This is a genomic window from Cypionkella sp., from assembly GCF_036782355.1.
GTDB lineage: Bacteria > Pseudomonadota > Alphaproteobacteria > Rhodobacterales > Rhodobacteraceae > Cypionkella.
The window spans coordinates 1-17,976 of the sequence record NZ_DAIPZF010000013.1 but is presented as its reverse complement, the minus strand read 5'-3'; the positions used below and the strand labels follow the sequence as shown (position 1 = coordinate 17,976).

Annotated in this window: 16 protein-coding genes; 3 read left to right on the top strand and 13 right to left on the bottom strand. The window is 59.2% G+C overall.

The annotated features are described in order from the left end of the window. Window positions 1-5 precede the first annotated feature (5 nt). From pstA to V7Q10_RS06885, 5 genes are all read right to left on the bottom strand, one after another. Window positions 6-1,322 (bottom strand): phosphate ABC transporter permease PstA, encoded by a 1,317-nt coding sequence (gene pstA / locus V7Q10_RS06905; RefSeq protein ID WP_333868331.1) that lies wholly within the window; start codon window positions 1,320-1,322, stop codon window positions 6-8. Continuing rightward, window positions 1,319-2,767 carry a phosphate ABC transporter permease subunit PstC gene (gene pstC / locus V7Q10_RS06900; RefSeq protein WP_333868330.1) on the bottom strand — a complete coding sequence of 483 codons (1,449 nt, stop codon included), beginning with the start codon at window positions 2,765-2,767 and terminating at the stop codon, window positions 1,319-1,321. The genes pstA and pstC overlap by 4 nt, the downstream gene beginning before the upstream one ends. Before the next feature lie 59 nt (window positions 2,768-2,826). Beyond that, window positions 2,827-3,882: a PstS family phosphate ABC transporter substrate-binding protein gene (locus V7Q10_RS06895; RefSeq protein WP_333868329.1), complete on the bottom strand. Its 1,056-nt coding sequence runs from the start codon at window positions 3,880-3,882 to the stop codon at window positions 2,827-2,829. Window positions 3,883-4,131: 249 nt separating this feature from the next. Beyond that, the gene (locus V7Q10_RS06890) at window positions 4,132-4,929 is read right to left on the bottom strand and encodes an ion transporter (protein WP_333868328.1); all 798 of its coding nucleotides are present in this window, start codon (window positions 4,927-4,929) and stop codon (window positions 4,132-4,134) included. A gap of 128 nt (window positions 4,930-5,057) precedes the next feature. Next, window positions 5,058-6,083, bottom strand: coding sequence for an ATP-binding protein (locus V7Q10_RS06885; protein WP_333868327.1), 1,026 nt, complete (start codon window positions 6,081-6,083; stop codon window positions 5,058-5,060). 191 nt (window positions 6,084-6,274) lie between these two features. Here V7Q10_RS06885 and V7Q10_RS06880 point away from each other — a divergent pair, with 191 nt between their 5' ends. Further along, window positions 6,275-6,598 (top strand): hypothetical protein, encoded by a 324-nt coding sequence (locus V7Q10_RS06880; protein ID WP_333868326.1) that lies wholly within the window; start codon window positions 6,275-6,277, stop codon window positions 6,596-6,598. A gap of 3 nt (window positions 6,599-6,601) precedes the next feature. On the opposite strand, the gene iolB is transcribed toward V7Q10_RS06880, so the two are convergent. From iolB to V7Q10_RS06845, 7 genes are all read right to left on the bottom strand, one after another. Next, complete coding sequence (gene iolB, locus V7Q10_RS06875) at window positions 6,602-7,417, bottom strand: 5-deoxy-glucuronate isomerase (protein ID WP_333868325.1); 816 nt, start codon at window positions 7,415-7,417, stop codon at window positions 6,602-6,604. Window positions 7,418-7,484: 67 nt separating this feature from the next. Then, window positions 7,485-8,381, bottom strand: coding sequence for a myo-inosose-2 dehydratase (gene iolE, locus V7Q10_RS06870; RefSeq protein WP_333868324.1), 897 nt, complete (start codon window positions 8,379-8,381; stop codon window positions 7,485-7,487). 12 nt (window positions 8,382-8,393) lie between these two features. Further along, complete coding sequence (gene iolD, locus V7Q10_RS06865) at window positions 8,394-10,217, bottom strand: 3D-(3,5/4)-trihydroxycyclohexane-1,2-dione acylhydrolase (decyclizing) (RefSeq protein ID WP_333868323.1); 1,824 nt, start codon at window positions 10,215-10,217, stop codon at window positions 8,394-8,396. Beyond that, window positions 10,214-12,115 carry a bifunctional 5-dehydro-2-deoxygluconokinase/5-dehydro-2-deoxyphosphogluconate aldolase gene (locus V7Q10_RS06860; RefSeq protein ID WP_333868322.1) on the bottom strand — a complete coding sequence of 634 codons (1,902 nt, stop codon included), beginning with the start codon at window positions 12,113-12,115 and terminating at the stop codon, window positions 10,214-10,216. Before V7Q10_RS06860 ends, iolD begins: the two co-directional genes overlap by 4 nt. Window positions 12,116-12,204: 89 nt before the next feature. Then, on the bottom strand, window positions 12,205-13,038 hold the full coding sequence (locus tag V7Q10_RS06855; RefSeq protein WP_333868321.1) for a MurR/RpiR family transcriptional regulator: 834 nt from the start codon (window positions 13,036-13,038) through the stop codon (window positions 12,205-12,207). A 66-nt stretch (window positions 13,039-13,104) separates the two neighbouring features. After that, window positions 13,105-13,605, bottom strand: coding sequence for a pantetheine-phosphate adenylyltransferase (coaD, locus tag V7Q10_RS06850; RefSeq protein ID WP_333868320.1), 501 nt, complete (start codon window positions 13,603-13,605; stop codon window positions 13,105-13,107). A 61-nt stretch (window positions 13,606-13,666) separates the two neighbouring features. Further along, entirely contained in the window at window positions 13,667-14,581 is a 915-nt protein-coding gene (locus V7Q10_RS06845; protein ID WP_333868319.1) for a LysR family transcriptional regulator, read from the bottom strand. Window positions 14,582-14,679: 98 nt separating this feature from the next. Between V7Q10_RS06845 and V7Q10_RS06840 the strand changes: the two genes are divergently transcribed. Then, a complete protein-coding gene (locus tag V7Q10_RS06840) occupies window positions 14,680-16,179 on the top strand; it encodes a CoA-acylating methylmalonate-semialdehyde dehydrogenase (protein ID WP_333868318.1) in 1,500 nt (499 codons plus the stop codon). 120 nt (window positions 16,180-16,299) lie between these two features. Further along, complete coding sequence (locus V7Q10_RS06835; RefSeq protein WP_333868317.1) at window positions 16,300-16,506, top strand: YgaP family membrane protein; 207 nt, start codon at window positions 16,300-16,302, stop codon at window positions 16,504-16,506. 37 nt (window positions 16,507-16,543) lie between these two features. Here V7Q10_RS06835 and uvrA read toward each other — a convergent pair. After that, window positions 16,544-17,976, bottom strand: a 1,433-nt coding sequence (gene uvrA / locus V7Q10_RS06830) for an excinuclease ABC subunit UvrA (RefSeq protein WP_333868316.1), incomplete at its 5' end; no start/stop codon positions are given.

Sequence of the window (17,976 nt, the reverse complement as noted above, 5' to 3'; positions counted from 1 at the left end):
TGACCTTACCAGCGGCGTTCAAATTTGCGACGCAGGTAGATCGCAACCGCGTTCATCGCGATCAAGAACACCAACAGCACGATAATAGCCCCCGAGGCACGCTCGACAAAGCCCGGATCGCCGCGGGTGGTCCAGTTGTAGATCTGCACCGGCAAAGCGGCGGCTGGGTCAAACAGGCCCGCAGGTGGGGCTTCGGGAAAGTCGCGCACAAAGGCGACCATGCCGATCAGCAAAAGCGGCGCGGTTTCGCCCAAGGCTTGCGCAAGGCCGATGATGGTGCCGGTCAAGATCCCCGGCATTGCCAGCGGCAAAACGTGATGGGTGACGGTCTGCAACCGGCTTGCACCGACGCCAAGCGCCGCATCGCGGATCGACGGCGGCACGGCTTTCAGCGCGGCCCGCGTTGGAATGATGATGCGCGGCAGGGTCATAAGCGTCAGCACCAAACCGCCGACAATCGGCGCCGAGGTCGGCAGCCCGACGATGTTGATAAAGATCGCAAGCCCCAAGATGCCGTAAACAATCGAGGGCACAGCCGCCAAATTGGCGATATTCACCTCGATCAGATCGGTGAATTTGTTCTTCGGCGCGAATTCTTCCAGGTAAACCGAGGCCGCAACCCCGATCGGCAGCGCCAGCAGTAAAACCACCGCCATCATGTAAAGCGAACCGATGATCGCAATGCCCAAACCCGCCGCTTCGGGGCGTTTGTCAGACGCATCGGGCATGGTCAGAAACCCGGGGTTCAGCCGCATCTCAAGAATGCCCGCCGCCTTCAGATTATCAGCCAACGCCAATTGCTCGGGCGAGGTGTTTTTATCCAAGGCGGCACTTTCCATCGTGACGCGGCCTTTGAAATAGCCGTCAATCCGACCGCCGGCCAGCACGTTGACAACCACGGTCTGCCCGATCAGTGAAGGGTCCGCCAGCACGCGCGAACGCAGGGTTGCAGGCGCCTCACCCGAGATCAGATTGCCCAGCTTTTTCGGGTTTAGTTCACCCACATCAATGCCGCGCGCTTTGATTTCAGCATCCAGCGATTGCAGCAAGATCTTCTCATAGGTCATCGTCGTGGCTTTCGCCAAAACCTCTGGATCGCGCGCGCCGGTCTTGTCCAAAATCGCCGCATCCAATGTGACGGGATAGGTCAGAAAAGTCTGTTTGAAAGCCGGCAAGCCATTGGAAAAGATCGAGATCAGCAGCCACACCAAGGCAAGCAACGCAATGATGATCGCCGTCAGGCCATAGGCACGAAAGCGTTTCTCGGCGGCATTGCGCGTCGCGGTGCGTGGGTCTTGTTGGTAAAGCGAGACACGGCTCATTCGTATTGCTCCCGATATTTCCGCACGATCACCAGTGCAATCACGTTCAATCCAAGCGTCAGAGTGAACAGAGTCAGCCCCAGCGCAAAGGCCACCAGCGTCTCGGGGCTAGCAAATTCGGTATCGCCGGTCAGCTGGCTGACGATCTTGACGGTGACGGTGGTCATCGCCTCAAGCGGGTTCAGCGACAGTTTTGCCGCAGCCCCTGCCCCCATCACCACGATCATCGTCTCGCCAATCGCGCGGCTGGCGGCCAAAAGCACCGCGCCAACAATGCCGGGCAGCGCGGCAGGCAGCACCACTTGCCGCACAGTTTCCGAAGGCGTCGCCCCCAGCCCCAAAGAGCCGTCGCGCAACGATTGCGGCACCGCGTTGATGATATCGTCCGACAGCGAGGACACAAAAGGGATCACCATGATCCCCATCACCAGACCCGCCGTCAGCACCGAAGACGAGGAATTGCCCAGACCCAAGGGTTGCGCAAAGTAATCGCGCAACAAGGGGCCAACGGTGACCAGCGCAAACAGACCGTAAACAATCGTCGGAATACCGGCCAAAATCTCGATCGCCGGTTTCACCCAAGACCGCGTGGCGCGGCTGGCATATTCGGCCAGATAAATCGCCGACAACAGCCCAATCGGCACCGCCACCAGCAGCGCAATCGCCGAGACATAGAGCGTGCCCCAAAGCAAAGGCAAAATCCCCAGCGAACCGCCACCGCCAAACTTTGGCGACCAATTTGTCGAGAACAGAAAATCTGTGATCGGATAAAGCCGGAAAAAGTGGATCGATTCCACCAAAAGCGAGCCTACGATGCCGATAGTGGTCAAGACCGCAATCAAAGAACACCCCATCAGCAGCCACATCGCAAAGGCTTCGGTGGCATTGCGGGCGCGAAACTCTGGGTTGATGCGGCGCAACCCAAAGATCAGACCGGCCAGAGACAGCGCCAAAGCCGCAACCACCAAACCAAGCCGCGAGGTCGATCCCGCCTCGCGCAGCGCAAGGCTTGCAGCCAGCGTCGACGGCGTGGGCTCGTTTTGCAGCACAATGCCGCCCTCGTTCAGGGCGGTCTTTAGGCTTGTCGCATCTGTCAGCAGCTGCGCTACATCCGCCCCGCGCGCTTGTAGCAGATCCAGCCCCGCCGCAACACGCCGCACATCTGACATCACCAGATCAGCCGATTGCCCCTGCGGAATTTCCGCAGCATCAATCAAAGACAGCGCATGGGTTTCCAGAACCAGTGGCTCGACCAAAAGCCAAGCGATCACTAAAAAAAACGCCGGGACCGCGGTCATCAGCGCCGTGATGCGGCCATAAAACGGCGGAAGAGAATGAAGTTTGCGAATATCGCCAGACACTTGCCCGACTGCGCGGGCTTTGCCGATACTATATCCCAATGCCGCAAGGATAAGGATGATCAGGGAAAGAAGGCCAATGCTCATGTTTATCCTGCCAGACAAAAGATCAAGGGCGCGACCAAAGCCGCGCCCTTAAGGTTAGCTTAGTTCAAAGGCGCCATTGGCGTTTCAGCCTCAACAGCGGCTTGGGTCGCTGCCAATTCTGGATCTGGAACCAGACCGTAGTCTGCCAATTTGCCACCAGGGCCCGCCATCTCATCCGAGACGAAGAACTGGATGTACTCTTTCAGGCCAGGGATCACGCCGATATGGGCTTTCTTGACGTAGAAGAACAGCGGACGCGACACCGGGTATTCGCCCTTTGCGATGGTTTCGACCGAAGGCACAACGCCGTTCATCGAAGCCACTTTCAGCTTGTCGGTGTTGTTCTCATAGAAGGACAGACCGAAGACGCCCATTGCATTGGTATTGGCCGCAATGCGCGACAGGGTCTCGGTATAGTCGCCGTCGATGTCAACCGAAACGCCATCGGTGCGCACAGCCATGCACTTGCCAACAGCCTCTTTTTTCTTTGCATCGTCATCAGCGCCGGTCGAGGCAGCCAAGAAGGCATCATAGGCGCCCGAGTCTTTGCAGCCAGCTTCCAACACGTTGATGTCAAACACTTCGCGTGTGCCGTGCTTGGTACCAGGGATGAAAGCCAGAATGTCTTGCGCGGGCAAAGCTGCGTTTACATCAGCCCAAGTTTTGGCAGTGTTCGCCACAACTGCGCCGTCTTTTGCCACTTCAGCTGCCAAAGCGCCGAACAAATCAGCAGGCGTCAGCACAAAGTCAGGACCGTTGATGTCGGTTGCGAAAACCACGCCATCGTAACCGATGCGGACTTCCATGACGTCTTTCGCGCCATTTGCGGCGCAAGCGTCAAGGTCAGATTGCTTGATGCGCGAGGAAGAGTTCGCGATGTCGATGGTGCCTTCGCCAACGCCTTCGCACAGCTTCTTCCGACCAGCACCCGAACCGCCACCCTCGACAACGGGGGTTTTAAAACCGGAATTTTCGCCAAAAGCCTCGGCAACGATGGTTGAGTAGGGCAGAACGGTGGAAGAGCCTGCGATTTGCAGCTGATCACGGGCCGAAGCCACAACGGTCGAAGCTGCCAAGATTGCGATGGCCGAAGGAATGAGTTTCATCAGAGACATAATGCTCTCCTGTTTTAACACTGAGGCTGCCCCGCATGGCCAACCTTCGCCGCTCCGTCTAAGCCGCTTAGACATAGCTTTTGTGACGTTTGTGTAACAGTTTTATGACAGACGCCAGCCAAAACTCGGATCTGGCGTAATATCAGCAGTTATCCACAAGCTTTTCGCCCAGACCCGACGCAAAAACCGCAGGGGTCGTGCAAAAAGTCCGCCCAGCCCGCACGATTCGAGCCCGTTTTGTGACGAAAGTTAACGCGGCGGCGGCGGGGCCAACCGCTTCATGGCGGCTTCAATCTCGGTTAAACGCGACAAAACATCATCCCGATAGCTATCGGTTTGCTGGCGCGCCTCGGCTTGATGCGCGTCTTGCATCGAATTCACCATCAAACCGACAACAAGGTTCACCACAGCAAAGGTTGTGACCAAGATAAAAGGCACAAAAAACAGCCAAGCATAGGGGAAAACCTCCATCACCGGACGCACAATACCCATCGACCAGCTTTCCAAGGTCATGATTTGAAACAGCGAATAGGCCGAGCGACCAAGCCCGCCGAACCATTCAGGAAAGGCCGCGCCAAAGAGTTTCGTCGTCATCACCGCGCCAATGTAAAAAATCACCCCCATCAGCAAAAACACCGACCCCATCCCTGGCAAAGCGTTCAGCAACCCCTCGACCACCCGCCGCAGCGTTGGCGCAACCGAGATCACCCGCAGCAACCGCAGCACCCGCATCGCACGCAACACCGTAAGCCCCCCCGCCCCGGGCATCAACGAAATCGCCACGATGCTAAAGTCGAACAAATTCCAGCCATCGCGCAGATAGCCCCAGCGCAGCGCAAAAACCTTCACCAGCAACTCTGCCACAAAAAAGCTTAGGCACAGCCGGTCCAGCAACACAATCACTCCCCCCGCCCGCGCCATCACGCTTTGCGATGTTTCAGCCCCCAGCAAGGCCGCGTTAAACAACACGACACTCAGCACAGCAGTTGAAAACAAATTATGGGAAATCAAGGCTATAGCACGGCTTTGCAGCGAGGGGCTCGACATTTACGCAGTCTCCAATCTTTACGCGCACCACTGGGAAAATTGGGTTTATGCAAAGCATTTGGCGCGTATTTTTGCAAGCTGGCGCAACAACGCTCGGCGCAAATTAGGCGGCCTCATCGATGCCGGTGCTAGGCCAAAGGCAAAAGCACCGAAAAGCGGCTGCCCTTGCCCTTTTCGCTCTCGATCACCAAGCGGCCGCGATGGCGATTAACGATATGCTTTACAATCGCAAGCCCCAGCCCCGTGCCGCCCTTTTCGCGCGAGCGGTGACCATCGACGCGGTAGAACCGCTCGGTCAAGCGCGGAATATGCAGCGAATCAATGCCTTCGCCCTGGTCAATCACCCGCAGCACAATCTGCTCACCGCGCGGCGCGATCTCTTTGCCCAGCGTGACCCGCACCACCGCCCCCACAGGGCTGCCGTATTTGATGGCATTTTCGACCAGATTGTTCATCACTTGCGTCATCTGATCGGCATCCGCGCGCAGCATCAGCGGTGCGTCACAGCCCTCCAACACAAGCCCCACCCGCGCGGTTTCCGCAACCGTGCGCAACCCGCTCGCCACCCCGCGCAGCAGGGCTGCCAGATCGACGGCTTCGGTCGGGCGGCGCAGCTCTTCGGCCTCCACTCGGCTTAGATGCAACAGATCACGCACAAGCCGACTCATGCGTTCCGCCTCACGCGCCATGATCGCCAAAAACCGCTCACGCGCGGCAGCATCATTACGCGCAGGGCCCTGCAAAGTCTCGATAAACCCCAAAAGCGCTGTCAGCGGCGTGCGCAATTCATGGCTAACATTGGCAACAAAATCCCGCCGCATTTGCCCCATCTGCTCCAGGGCCGAGTGATCTTCAAACACGCAAAGCGCCCCCGAGGGCAGCGGGCTGACAGTGACCTGATAGATCACATCCTGCGCCACCGCTGAAATCGCCAGCCGCACTTTCGAGCCGCCCCGCCCCGTTAAGGCTGCCTCGATCGCGCGAATAAAATCCGGCTGACGAAAGCTGATGCCATGGTGACGCCCCAGCAGCGCCTGCCCAAAAAGCGCCAGCGCGGCGTCATTGGCAAGCGTGATCCGCGCATCTGGATCAACCACCAAGGCCGCCAAAGGCAGACCCTGCAACACCGCCAAAGTTTCGATCCGGCTTTCCATTTCTGCGGCCCCGCTGCGGTGACTTTCTTGCTGCCCTCAGACCAGTTCTGACTTGATCGAGCAACAGCAATGTGAAAAATTTAACCCTCAAGCGCGGGTTTATCCGCACCAATAAGTTGATTCTCTATATTTATGAAATTCTTAGACATAGCCCATTTTCAAAAGACATATTTCTTTCAAGGTGACGCTCCGTGTATCAAACCAATGGCTCCTTATTGTTTATCAGCCAGACAACCGCAAATTTGACCGCAGATCTGCAAGCGGGGCACCACATCGGCTTTACAGAACTGAGCGCCGAAAAACTGCATCAGCTTGCCCCGGAAATCGTGGTCTGCCCGCTGGTCAGCGCAGATTTTGACGCTGTCATCGTATTGGAGCGGCTAAAATCGCTTGGCTTTGCCGGCCAATGTCTGGTGCTATCGGCCAAATTGCCGCAACAAGCGCTGGTGCTGGCCGAACTCAGACGCATCGCAGGCCCAATCGTGGTTCGACTGATCGACAGCGCGTCGCTCTAGGCCTTAGACTGCCGCCGTATCGCGTTGATAGATCCAGTCATGGTCAGGATCATTCTGAAACCGCCAATTGCGCCGCGGCCCTGCCATGACGTTCAGATAATACATCTCATAACCATAAGGCGCACCGCAAGGATGATGGCCCTTGGGCACCAAAACCACATCGTGGTTTTTCACGGCCATGGTTTCATCCAGACTGCCGTCTTCGGTATAGACCCGCTGCACCCCAAAGCCCTGCGCCGGATTCAAGCGGTGATAATAGCTCTCCTCCAGATAGGTCATGCGCGGAAAATCATCCTCATCATGACGATGGCTTGGATAAGACGACCAATTGCCCGCAGGCGTGAACACCTCTGTCACCAACAGGCTGTCTGCCACATCCAAGGCCTCCATGGCGATGTTGTTGATATAGCGGGTATTGGCGCCGGTGCCGCGCGGGGTCAGCGTAATTCCCTCTGGCCCCAAGCGCCGCGCGACATGGCCCGATTTGCCGGGCGCAGAACAAACCGCAAGCGTGCAATCGCTGCTGGCAGTGGCGCGCCAATCGCTGTCATTGGGCAGATAAAGACAATGCGGAGGGGTGCGCTCGAACACATCCATCCGCGCGCCCATCACTCCCCAATCCTGCCCCGCGGCCTCGATATGCGCCAGCCCCTCGACCAGCACCAAGATCACCTCGCGCGACCCCGTCACCTCGGCCACGCTCTCGCCTGCCTTCAGCCGGTAAAGTCCAAAGCCGACATAGCCCCAGCCCGCGCTTTCAGGCGTGATGTCATGCACCTTGCCCGACACCCCCAGTGGTTTTCGCAGCAAATCAGCCATCTTCGCGCCTTTCATCTGTCTAAAAATATCCCGGGGGTGCGGGGGCTGGCCCCCGCTGCCGCCAGTTTCAGCCGTCCAAGCCTGCCCGCTTGGCAAAAGCCTTCAAACTGCGCAAACCCAGACTTTGATACTCAAACGGCAGCCGCACCGAAGGGTCCTGCTCGGCCTCGATCACCAACCAGCCCTGATAGCCATGCAGCGCTGCCACTTCCAAAACGCTGACAAAATCCACCGCCCCTTCGGCATCGCCCGGCACGGTAAACGCGCCCCGCCGCACGCCTTCCAAGAACGACAACCCCTGTTCGCGCACCTGTGCGGCAATCTCGGCCCGCACGTTTTTGGCGTGAATATGCCCCACCCGCGCCATATGCTTTTTCGCCACCCGCAGCGGATCGCCGCCGCCGTAATAGCAGTGTCCAGTGTCCAAAAGCAGATGCGTATGCGGGCCGGTTTCGGCCATCAGCCGGTCAATCTCCCATTCGGCCTCGACAATCGTGCCCATGTGATGGTGATAAACCAAGGTCACACCTTGGGCTGCCGAAAACGCCGCCAGCGCCTCGATGCCCTGACCAAAGGCCTTCCAGTCTGCATCAGCCAGATGCGGGCGATCGTTCACCGCTTTGCTGTCGTCGCCGTGAATGGCGTTCGAGGTCTCGCAAACGATAATCACCTTGCAGCCCATGGCTTTCAGCAGATCCAGATAGGGCTGCATCGCGGCCTTTTCGGCCTCGACCGAATTGACCAGCAAATTGGTCGAATGCCAGCCCGAGATATAGGAAATCCCGCGCGGCTGAAACAGCGCCGTCAGCCCCTCGGGCGTCAGCGGCATTTTATGGCCCTTCTCAATACCGTCAAAACCGATGGCTGCGGTCTCATCCAGACATTGCTCCAGGCTGATATGCGCGCCCAAGCTGCGGTCGTCGTCGTTGGTCCAAGCGATTGGATTGGTGCCGTATTTGATCATGATGTCACACGTTTAGTCAGCAAGACGCTGAAGTTTCTGATGTTTTTCAAAGGCTGCGCGGGCTGCCGTCACCTCGGCGCGGGTCGAGACTTCGGGCACGCCGACCTCCCACCACGTACCGCCAGCCTCGGTTCCGGGCCAAGGATCGGTGTCGATCACGATGACCTGCGGAATTTTAGCCCCTTTGGCGGCGCGCAAGGCGGCCTCAAGCTCGGCAATCGTCGCCACTTTCACCGCATGCGCACCCATAGCGCCCGCATGGGCGGCAAAGTCGATATGGCTGGGGTTCACATGATAGCTTTGGTCCAAAAGGTTGTTGAACCCTGCGCCACCGGTGCCTTTTTGCAACCGGTTGATGCAGCCATAGCCCCGGTTATCGGTGATCACCACGGTAAAGGCCAGACCCATCATCACAGCGGTGGCAAGTTCGGAATTGGCCATCATATAGCTGCCATCGCCCAGCATGCAGATCACATCCGCATCAGGCCGCGCCATTTTGATGCCCATGGCGCCTGCAATCTCATAGCCCATGCAGGAAAAGCCGTATTCCATATGATACCCGCCGACAGGCGCGTCCCAGATCTTGTGCAATTCGCCCGGCATGGTGCCCGCAGCCGACATCACCACGGTATCGGGCCCCGCACTGCGCTGCACTGCCCCAATCACCTGCATATCGGTGGGCAAACCAGCCGCCTTTGGCGCGGCCTTGACGCCTGCCGTCACTGCGGCCCAATCGTCTTGCAACCACAAGGGCTTGGGCCAGATGCGGTTGTGCAGGGCCTTGCTGATTGCGCTAAGCGCTGTGCGCGCATCCGAGACAAGGTTCAGCGCGCCATGCTTATAGGCGTCATAGGCGGCGACGTTGATCGACAAGATCCGCCGCTCGGGGTTCTTGAACAGCGACCACGAGCCGGTGGTGAAATCTTGAAACCGCGTGCCAACCCCAATCACCAGATCCGCCGCCTCGCAAACCGCATTGGCCGAGGCCGCCCCCGTCACGCCCACGGGGCCAAAATTCAGCGGATGATCAAAAGCAAGGCTGGATTTGCCGGCCTGCGTTTCTACAACCGGGATCACATGGGTCGAGGCAAAGGCCGCAAGTGCGGCTTCCGCGCCCGAATAGATCACACCGCCGCCTGCCACGATCACCGGGTTCTTCGCCGCCTTGATCGCCGCAATCGCTTCGGCCAATTCATCAGCATCCGCCTCGGGACGACGAATTTTCCAGACCTTGGGCGTGAAGAACGAGGCCGGATAGTCATAGGCCTCGGCCTGCACATCTTGGCAAAACGCCAGCGTCACTGGGCCGCAATCGGCGGGATCGGTCATCACCCGCAGCGCACGCGGCAACGCCGTCATGATCTGTTCAGGCCGCAGGATGCGGTCAAAATAGCGGCTGACGGGCTTAAAGCAATCATTGGCGCTGACGGTGCCGTCGTTAAACACCTCTAGCTGTTGCAGCACCGGATCGGGGGCGCGGTTGGCAAAGACATCGCCCGGAATAATCAACATCGGCAGGCGGTTGGCAAAGGCCACACCCGCAGCCGTCACCACATTCAGCGCGCCCGGCCCGATCGAGGTGGTCACCGCCATCGCACGGCGGCGCTTTTGCGCCTTGGCATAGGCAATCGCCGCATGCGCCATGGTTTGTTCGTTATGGCCGCGCCATGTCGGCAAAACCTCGCGGTGGGCGTAAAGCGCCTCGCCCAGACCTGCGACATTGCCATGGCCAAAGATCGCCCAAACGCCTTCGATAAAGCGGTTGCCGTCTTCGGTCATCTGCACCGACAGCCAGCGCACCATGGCTTGGGCGGCGGTCAAACGGATGGTGGTCATGGCTGTGCTCCTTTGCGTGCGGCGTCCCAGATGCCGCACAAGCGGCGGAAACCCTCGGCCATTGTGGCGGTTGTGCTGGCATCGTCAATCCGCCCTGCGATCCAATCGGCATAGGGCTGGGCGAAAATCGTGCGGCCCACGGCAAAGCCTTTGACCAGCGGGAATTCTGCCGCCAAGCGGAACGAGGCGGCAAGCTCGGCTTCTGATTGCCCAAGCCCCAGAATAACAATGCCTTGGGTATGGGCGTCGCGGCTGGTGATCGCCTCGCAGGTGGCGGCCCAAGCAGCCCGGCTTTGCATCGGCTCCAACTTCCACCAATCGGGGTAAATGCCGATGTCATAAAACCGCGAGATCAGCTTGGCCGTGGTCAGATCATCGACAGGGCCAACCTTGGAAGGGATGACTTCCAGCAGCATTTCCAAGCGGTTGCGACGGCAGGCATGGAACAGCCGCGTGATCGTCGCCTCTTGCTCGGCCTGCATCTGGGGCTGATCATCGGGGTGGCAAAAGCACAAAACCTTGACGGTGTTTTCCAGCGCCCATTCCGACAGGCCGCCAAAATCAGGCCCCAGTTCGGGTTCAAGCGTCAGGGGGCGCGAGGCCGGCCATTCCACCGGCCGCCCGATCCAAAGCCCCTGCCCGGCCGCGCGGTGCAGCGCCGATTTGCCCAGCCGATTGTCACAAAGCAGACCGTAGCCCGCCTCGCCTCGTGAAACCTGCAAGACCGCGTCCAGACACAGCTCTTTGAAGGCCGCCATCTTCTCGGGCGTCGAGCCCGCCACCTCTTCCAATTGCAGGCGGTGATCAAAGGCAAAGGCGCGCACCTGCGACCAGGTTTTGCGCCGATTGGTCGACCAATGGATCTGTTCCAATTCGGCATCTTTGCGCAGCGCAGGGGTTTTCACCCCGCGTTCCAGGAAAAACTGCAGCTCCGTAAGGCTTGGATAGGCCGGGGTGCAGCCATGCCGCGACACCGCAAAAGCCCCGCAGGCATTGGCGTATTTCAGCGCATTCGGCCAGCTTTCGCCATCCAGCCAGCCCTTGGTCAGCCCCGACATAAAGCCGTCGCCCGCCCCCAGCACGTTAAACACCTCGATCGGAAAGCCGGGGCCGGTCTGGCCCTGATCCAATGTGTCAGGGATCGCGCCTTCAAAGGCCGCAGCCCCCGCAGCCCCGCGCTTGCACACCAGCGTGGCCTTCGAGACCGCGCGCACCGCCCGCAAAGCCTCGATGGTATTGGTCGAGCCGCCTGCGATGTGAAACTCTTCTTCGGTGCCGACGATCAGATCGAAATAATGCAGATGCGCCTGCAACTTAGCCGTGACGCCCGCAGATTCGATAAAGCGGCTTTCGCCGTCGCCATGCCCCGCAAGCCCCCAAAGATTGGGGCGGTAGTCGATATCCAACGCCGTCTGCGCACCATGTTTGCGCGCCAGTTTCAGCGCCTTGATCACCGCGGCTTCGGTGCGGGCATGCGACAAATGCGTGCCGGTGGCGATCACTGCGCGGGTGCTGGCGATGTAATCCTCGGCGATATCATCTTCGCACAGCGCCATATCGGCGCAGTTTTCGCGATAAAAAATCAGCGGAAACTGATGCTCGTCGCGGATGCCAAGGATCACCAAGGCCGTCAGCCGCGCAGGGTCGGTGACCACGCCTTGGGTATCAACGCCTTCGCGCGCCAGCTCTTCGCGGATAAAGCGGCCCATATGCTCGTCGCCGACCCGCGTGATCAGCCCCGATTTCAGCCCCAACCGCGCCGTGCCCGCCGCCATATTGGTGGGCGAGCCGCCGATATATTTCTGGAATGACCCCATATCTTCCAGCCGACCGCCAATTTGCGCGCCATAAAGATCGACGGAAGACCGCCCGATCGTGATCACATCCAAGGTTTTCATCTACATCCCCAGCAATACGGCGCGGAATCACAGCTGACGCCCGCGTTTTGGAACATTTATTCCAAAAATCCGTGCGGCGAAAGTGTTTTCTACGCGGTCTCGTCGCGGCGCGCGCCAACGGCAACCGCAAGCGTCAGCGCCAAGGCCAAGGTCGCCGAAAGCGAGCGAAAGGCACCGAAATCCACCTCGGGCACCGTCAAAACCGCATCGGCCGAGCGGGCAAGCGGGCTGGTCAACCGATCCGTCAGCGCCACCACACTTAGACCACGGCCATGCGCTTCGGCGGCAAGTGCTATGGTTTCTTCGGAATAGGGCGCGAAAGTAATCGCCAAAACCGCATCGCCCGCGCGCAGGGCATGGCGATGATCCAGCTTGCCAACGCTGTCATGCAGCATCGCGGGCACGGCCATTTTCTCGAAGACATAGGCCAGATAGCTGGCAATCGGAAAGGCGCGGCGCAGACCCACGACATGCAGCGTATCGGCCTGAGCCAAAAGCTCGACCGCCGTCGTCAGCGCCGCTTCGTCAGTGGATTTCACTAAGGATTCAAGGGAGATCCGCCCCGCGTCCACAAATTCCGCCAAAAGCGCCGAGGCGGTGCCCGACCCTGCTTGTTTCAGGTTTTTCAGACGCGTGGCATAATCGGGAAAGCCCGGCGCATAGGCCTCGCGGAACATCTTTTGCATCTCGGAAAACCCCGAGTAGCCCATGATCTGGCAAAACCGCATCAGCGCCGAGGGCGGCACATCGGCCCCCGTCGCAAGTTCAGCCACGGTCGAGACCGCGATCCGGTCAACATTGGCGGCAATATGATCGGCGCATTGACGCAAGCGGCGCGGCAGCCCCTGCGAGATCTGCGTCAGACGCGCCAAAAAGGCCTCGACGCTTTCGGGCGCGGTCACGGGCAGATCATCAACTTCCATGGGGCGTTCTTTTCCAACTTCTTCGTACCAAATCTACGTCAGTGGAACAAAAATTCCAATGATTTTTTACACAGGCTTGGCATAGCGCTGGATCAGCGCAGTGTTCACCGCCGGGGTGACGAATTTCGAGACATCGCCACCCAGACGCGCGATCTCTTTTACCAGCTTGGAAGCAATCGCCTGACGGCGTGCGTCGGCCATCAAAAACACGGTTTCAATGGTGGCATCCATCGCACGATTCATCCCAACCATTTGGAATTCATACTCAAAATCTGCAACCGCTCGCAGGCCGCGCACAATCACCGTCGCACCAACATCATTGGCGCAATCAATCAGCAGGTTTTCAAACGGATGCACGATAATCTCGCCCCCCGTCTTGGCGATGATGCCTTCGCATTCGGCCTGAACCATCGCAACGCGCTGCTCCAAACCAAAGGCTGGGCCCTTGTCGCGGTTGATGGCCACACCAATCACCAGCCGATCCACCAAGGCCATCGCGCGCTGAATGATGTCAACATGGCCCAGCGTGATCGGATCAAACGTTCCGGGATAAAGTCCGATGCGCATGAAGCCCTCCTGCTGTGCGTCTGCCTACGCAACAATATTGCGCCCGCCGATGCAAGGGCTTTCATGCGCGCTGAGGCTGCACCGCGTTTTCGGCAACAGCCTCTAACCGCTGCATTTCCTTACGAATCTCGGCCAAAAGCTGCTGGGCAAAACGGTTCAGGCGCGCCACGCGGCCGTCGTCGGCATGGCGGATCAGCCAAAAGCTGCGGGTCAGACTGATCTGATCGGGGATCACCCGCACCAGTTCGGGGGCGGCTGGCAAGGCAAAGTCATGCACAACCCCAACCCCCGCAGCGTGGCGCAGAAAGTTCAACTGAACCGAGACCGAATTCGAGGCCAAAGGCGGCGCTTTCACCCCAATCTCGGTCAGATAATCCAGTTCCTTGTCAAAGATCATGTCGGGAATATAGCCGACAAAGCGGTGCGCTTGCAGATCAGCGGGGGTTAAAATCGCGGCATGACGAGCAAGATAGTCGCGCGAAGCAGCAAGGTGCAGGCGGTAATCGGTCAGCTTTTGCACCGTCAAGCGCCCCGCTTCGGGCCGACTGACGCCAATCGCCATATCGGCTTCACGTTTGGAGAGGTTAAACACCCGCGGCAGCGCCACCACCTGCACCTCGAGCCCGGGATTGGCGTCGCAGATCCGCGCCAAAACCTGCGGCAGCAGATAGTTGGCGCAGCCATCGGGCGCGCCCAGCCGGATCTGGCCGGTCAGCCGCTCTGGCCCCTCTGCCGCATCGCTTGCCCCCAGCACCGCAGCCTCGGCGCGCTCGGCATGGCTTTGCAGCCGCGTGCCCGCTTCGGTCAGCGCATAGCCCTGTGGGGTTTTGGTGAACAGCCGCGCGCCGACGGACTCCTCCAGCCGCGCCACCCGCCGCCCAACCGTGGCGGGGTCAATCTTCAACCCCCGCCCTGCCCCAGACAGGCTTTCCGCCCGCACCACGGCCAGAAAGATCCGCAAGTCATCCCAATCCATCGCCGCCCCTTTGCAAAAATGCAAAACCTGTTTGAGATATTGCCTCTGTTCGCAGCAATTTCGCAAGGGTATAACATCCGCAACTTAGGGAGAATACCATGCAAGAAATCGGTCATTGGATTAACGGGAAAACTGTCGCGGGCACTTCGGGGCGGTTTGCCGATGTGTTCAACCCAGCCACCGGCGAAGTGCAGGCAAAGCTTGCGCTGGCGTCAAAAGCAGAGCTGGATGCGGCCACCGCAGATGCAGCGCTTGCGCAAGTGAAATGGGGGGCCACCAACCCACAGCGCCGCGCGCGGGTGATGATGGCGATGGTTGGCCTGTTGAACCGCGATATGGACAAGCTGGCCGAAGCGCTGTCGCGCGAGCATGGCAAGACCATTCCCGATGCCAAGGGCGACATTCAGCGCGGTCTGGAAGTGATCGAGTTTTGCATCGGCGCGCCGCATTTGCTGAAGGGCGAGTTCACCGACAGCGCCGGCCCCGGCATTGACATGTATTCGATGCGCCAGCCGATCGGCGTGGCCGCTGGCATCACACCTTTCAACTTTCCAGCAATGATCCCGCTGTGGAAAATGGGGCCGGCTTTGGCCTGCGGCAATGCCTTTATCCTGAAACCCTCCGAGCGCGCGCCAAGCGTGCCGATGATGCTGGCCGCCCTGTTTAAAGAAGCGGGCCTGCCCGACGGCGTGTTGCAAGTGATCAACGGCGACAAAGATTCGGTCGACGCGATTTTGGACAATGAGACGATTTCCGGCATCGGCTTTGTCGGCTCGACCCCGATTGCGCAATATATCTATGCGCGCGGCACGGCCAACGGCAAGCGCGTGCAGTGTTTTGGTGGTGCGAAAAACCACATGATCATCATGCCAGACGCAGACCTTGACCAAGCCGCAGATGCGCTGGTGGGTGCGGGCTACGGCGCTGCGGGCGAACGCTGCATGGCAATCTCGGTTGCGGTGCCGGTTGGCAAGGCGACGGCAGATGCGCTGATCGCACGGCTGATCCCGCGGATCGAAAAGCTGAAGGTTGGCCCCTACACTGCGGGCAATGATGTTGATTACGGCCCGGTTGTCACCGCTGCCGCGAAAGCCAATATCATGAAGCTGATCGAGACCGGCGTGGCACAGGGCGCAGATCTTGTCGTCGATGGCCGCGATTTCAGCCTGCAAGGCTATGAGGAAGGCTTCTTTGTTGGCCCTCACCTGTTTGACAATGTCACCACCGATATGGACATCTACCGCAAAGAGATTTTCGGGCCGGTTCTGTCGGTTGTGCGCTCGGAAAGCTATGAGGCCGCGCTGAAAATGGCGATGGATCACGAATATGGCAACGGCACCGCGATCTATACCCGCGACGGCGACACCGCGCGCGACTTTGCCGCCCGCGTCAATGTCGGCATGATCGGCATCAACGTGCCAATTCCGGTGCCTTTGGCCTATCACACCTTTGGCGGCTGGAAAAAATCCTCTTTCGGCGATTTGAACCAGCACGGGCCAGACGCTTTCCGCTTTTACACCCGCACCAAGACCATCACCTCGCGCTGGCCTTCGGGGATCAAAGAAGGCGGCGAGTTTAACTTCAAGCAGATGGAATAATAAAAGCGGGGCCGGTCATCCGGCCCCGTTTTCCTTGATCAAGATCAAGAGAGATACATTCAAGATGTGGTATATTCGGGAAAGGCAGCAAAAGCGGTCCCCCATAAAAGGAATACACCCATGCTGAAAACCAATGTCGGATCGACGGACCGCATCCTGCGGGTTGTGCTTGGCGCAGGTCTGCTGATCTGGTTCTTTTTGGACAATGGCAGCGGGCCTTGGCATTATGCCAAGCTGATCGGCCTGGTGCCACTGCTGACCGGCCTGATGTCGTCTTGCCCGCTTTACAGCCTGTTTGGCATGAACACCTGCCCGATGAAACGCTAAGCAAAACCGCCCCCAAAGCCTTTGGGGGCGCTTTTTTTCAGCGCGGCCGCAACAGATCTTTCAGATAGCGGCCGGTGTGGCTGGCCTCGATCTTGACGATGTCTTCGGGGGTGCCCACGGCGACAATCTCGCCGCCGCCATCGCCGCCTTCGGGGCCAATGTCGATCACCCAATCGGCGGTTTTGACCACATCCAGATTGTGTTCGATCACCACAACGGTATTGCCCTGATCGACCAATTCATGCAGCACTTCCAACAGCTTGCGCACATCTTCAAAGTGCAGGCCGGTGGTGGGTTCATCCAGAATGTAAAGCGTGCGACCGGTGGCGCGGCGCGACAGCTCTTTTGACAGCTTGACCCGCTGCGCCTCGCCGCCGGAAAGCGTGGTCGCCTGCTGGCCAACCTTGATATAGCCAAGACCCACCTGACACAGCGCATCCATCTTGTCGCGGATCGAGGGCACGGCTTGGAAAAAGCCCAGAGCCTCTTCACATGTCATATCAAGAACGCCAGCTATGCTTTTGTCTTTAAACTTAATTTCCAATGTCTCGCGGTTATAGCGCTGACCCTTGCAGGTCTCGCAGGTCACATAGACATCGGGCAGAAAGTTCATCTCGATCTTCAAAACGCCGTCACCCTGACAGGCCTCGCAGCGCCCGCCCTTGACGTTAAAGCTGAAGCGTCCGGCCGCATAGCCGCGGGCTTTGGCTTCGGGAAGGCCTGCAAACCAATCGCGGATCGGGCCAAAAGCGCCGGTATAGGTGGCAGGGTTCGAGCGCGGGGTGCGGCCAATCGCGCGCTGATCAATGTCGATCACCTTGTCCAGATGCTCGAACCCCTTGATGGTTTCGCAAGGGGCTGGCGTTTCATGCGCGCCGTTCAGGCGGGTGGCGGCGGTCTTGAACAGGGTTTCAATCGTCAGCGTCGACTTGCCGCCGCCCGACACACCGGTCACGCAGATGAACTTGCCCAAGGGGAATTCGGCGGTGACGTTTTTCAGGTTGTTGCCGGTGGCCCCCACCACCGTCAGCTTTTTGCCCGAACCCGCGCGCCGTGTGCGTGGCACCGCAATCGCGCGCGCGCCGGACAGATATTGCCCGGTCAGGCTGGCCGGATCGGCCATGATCTGCGCAGGCGTGCCGTGACTGACCACCGCACCGCCATGCACCCCCGCCCCCGGCCCCATGTCAAAGACGTAATCGGCAACCCGAATGGCGTCTTCGTCATGCTCGACCACCAGCACGGTATTGCCCGCATCGCGCAGGTTTTTCAGCGTCAACAACAGCCGGTCATTGTCGCGTTGGTGCAGGCCGATCGAGGGTTCGTCCAGCACATAAAGCACCCCCGTCAGGCCCGAACCGATTTGGCTGGCAAGCCGGATGCGCTGGCTTTCGCCGCCCGAAAGCGTGCCCGCCGCGCGCGACAGCGTCAGATAGTTCAGCCCGACATTGACCAAGAAACCCAGCCTTT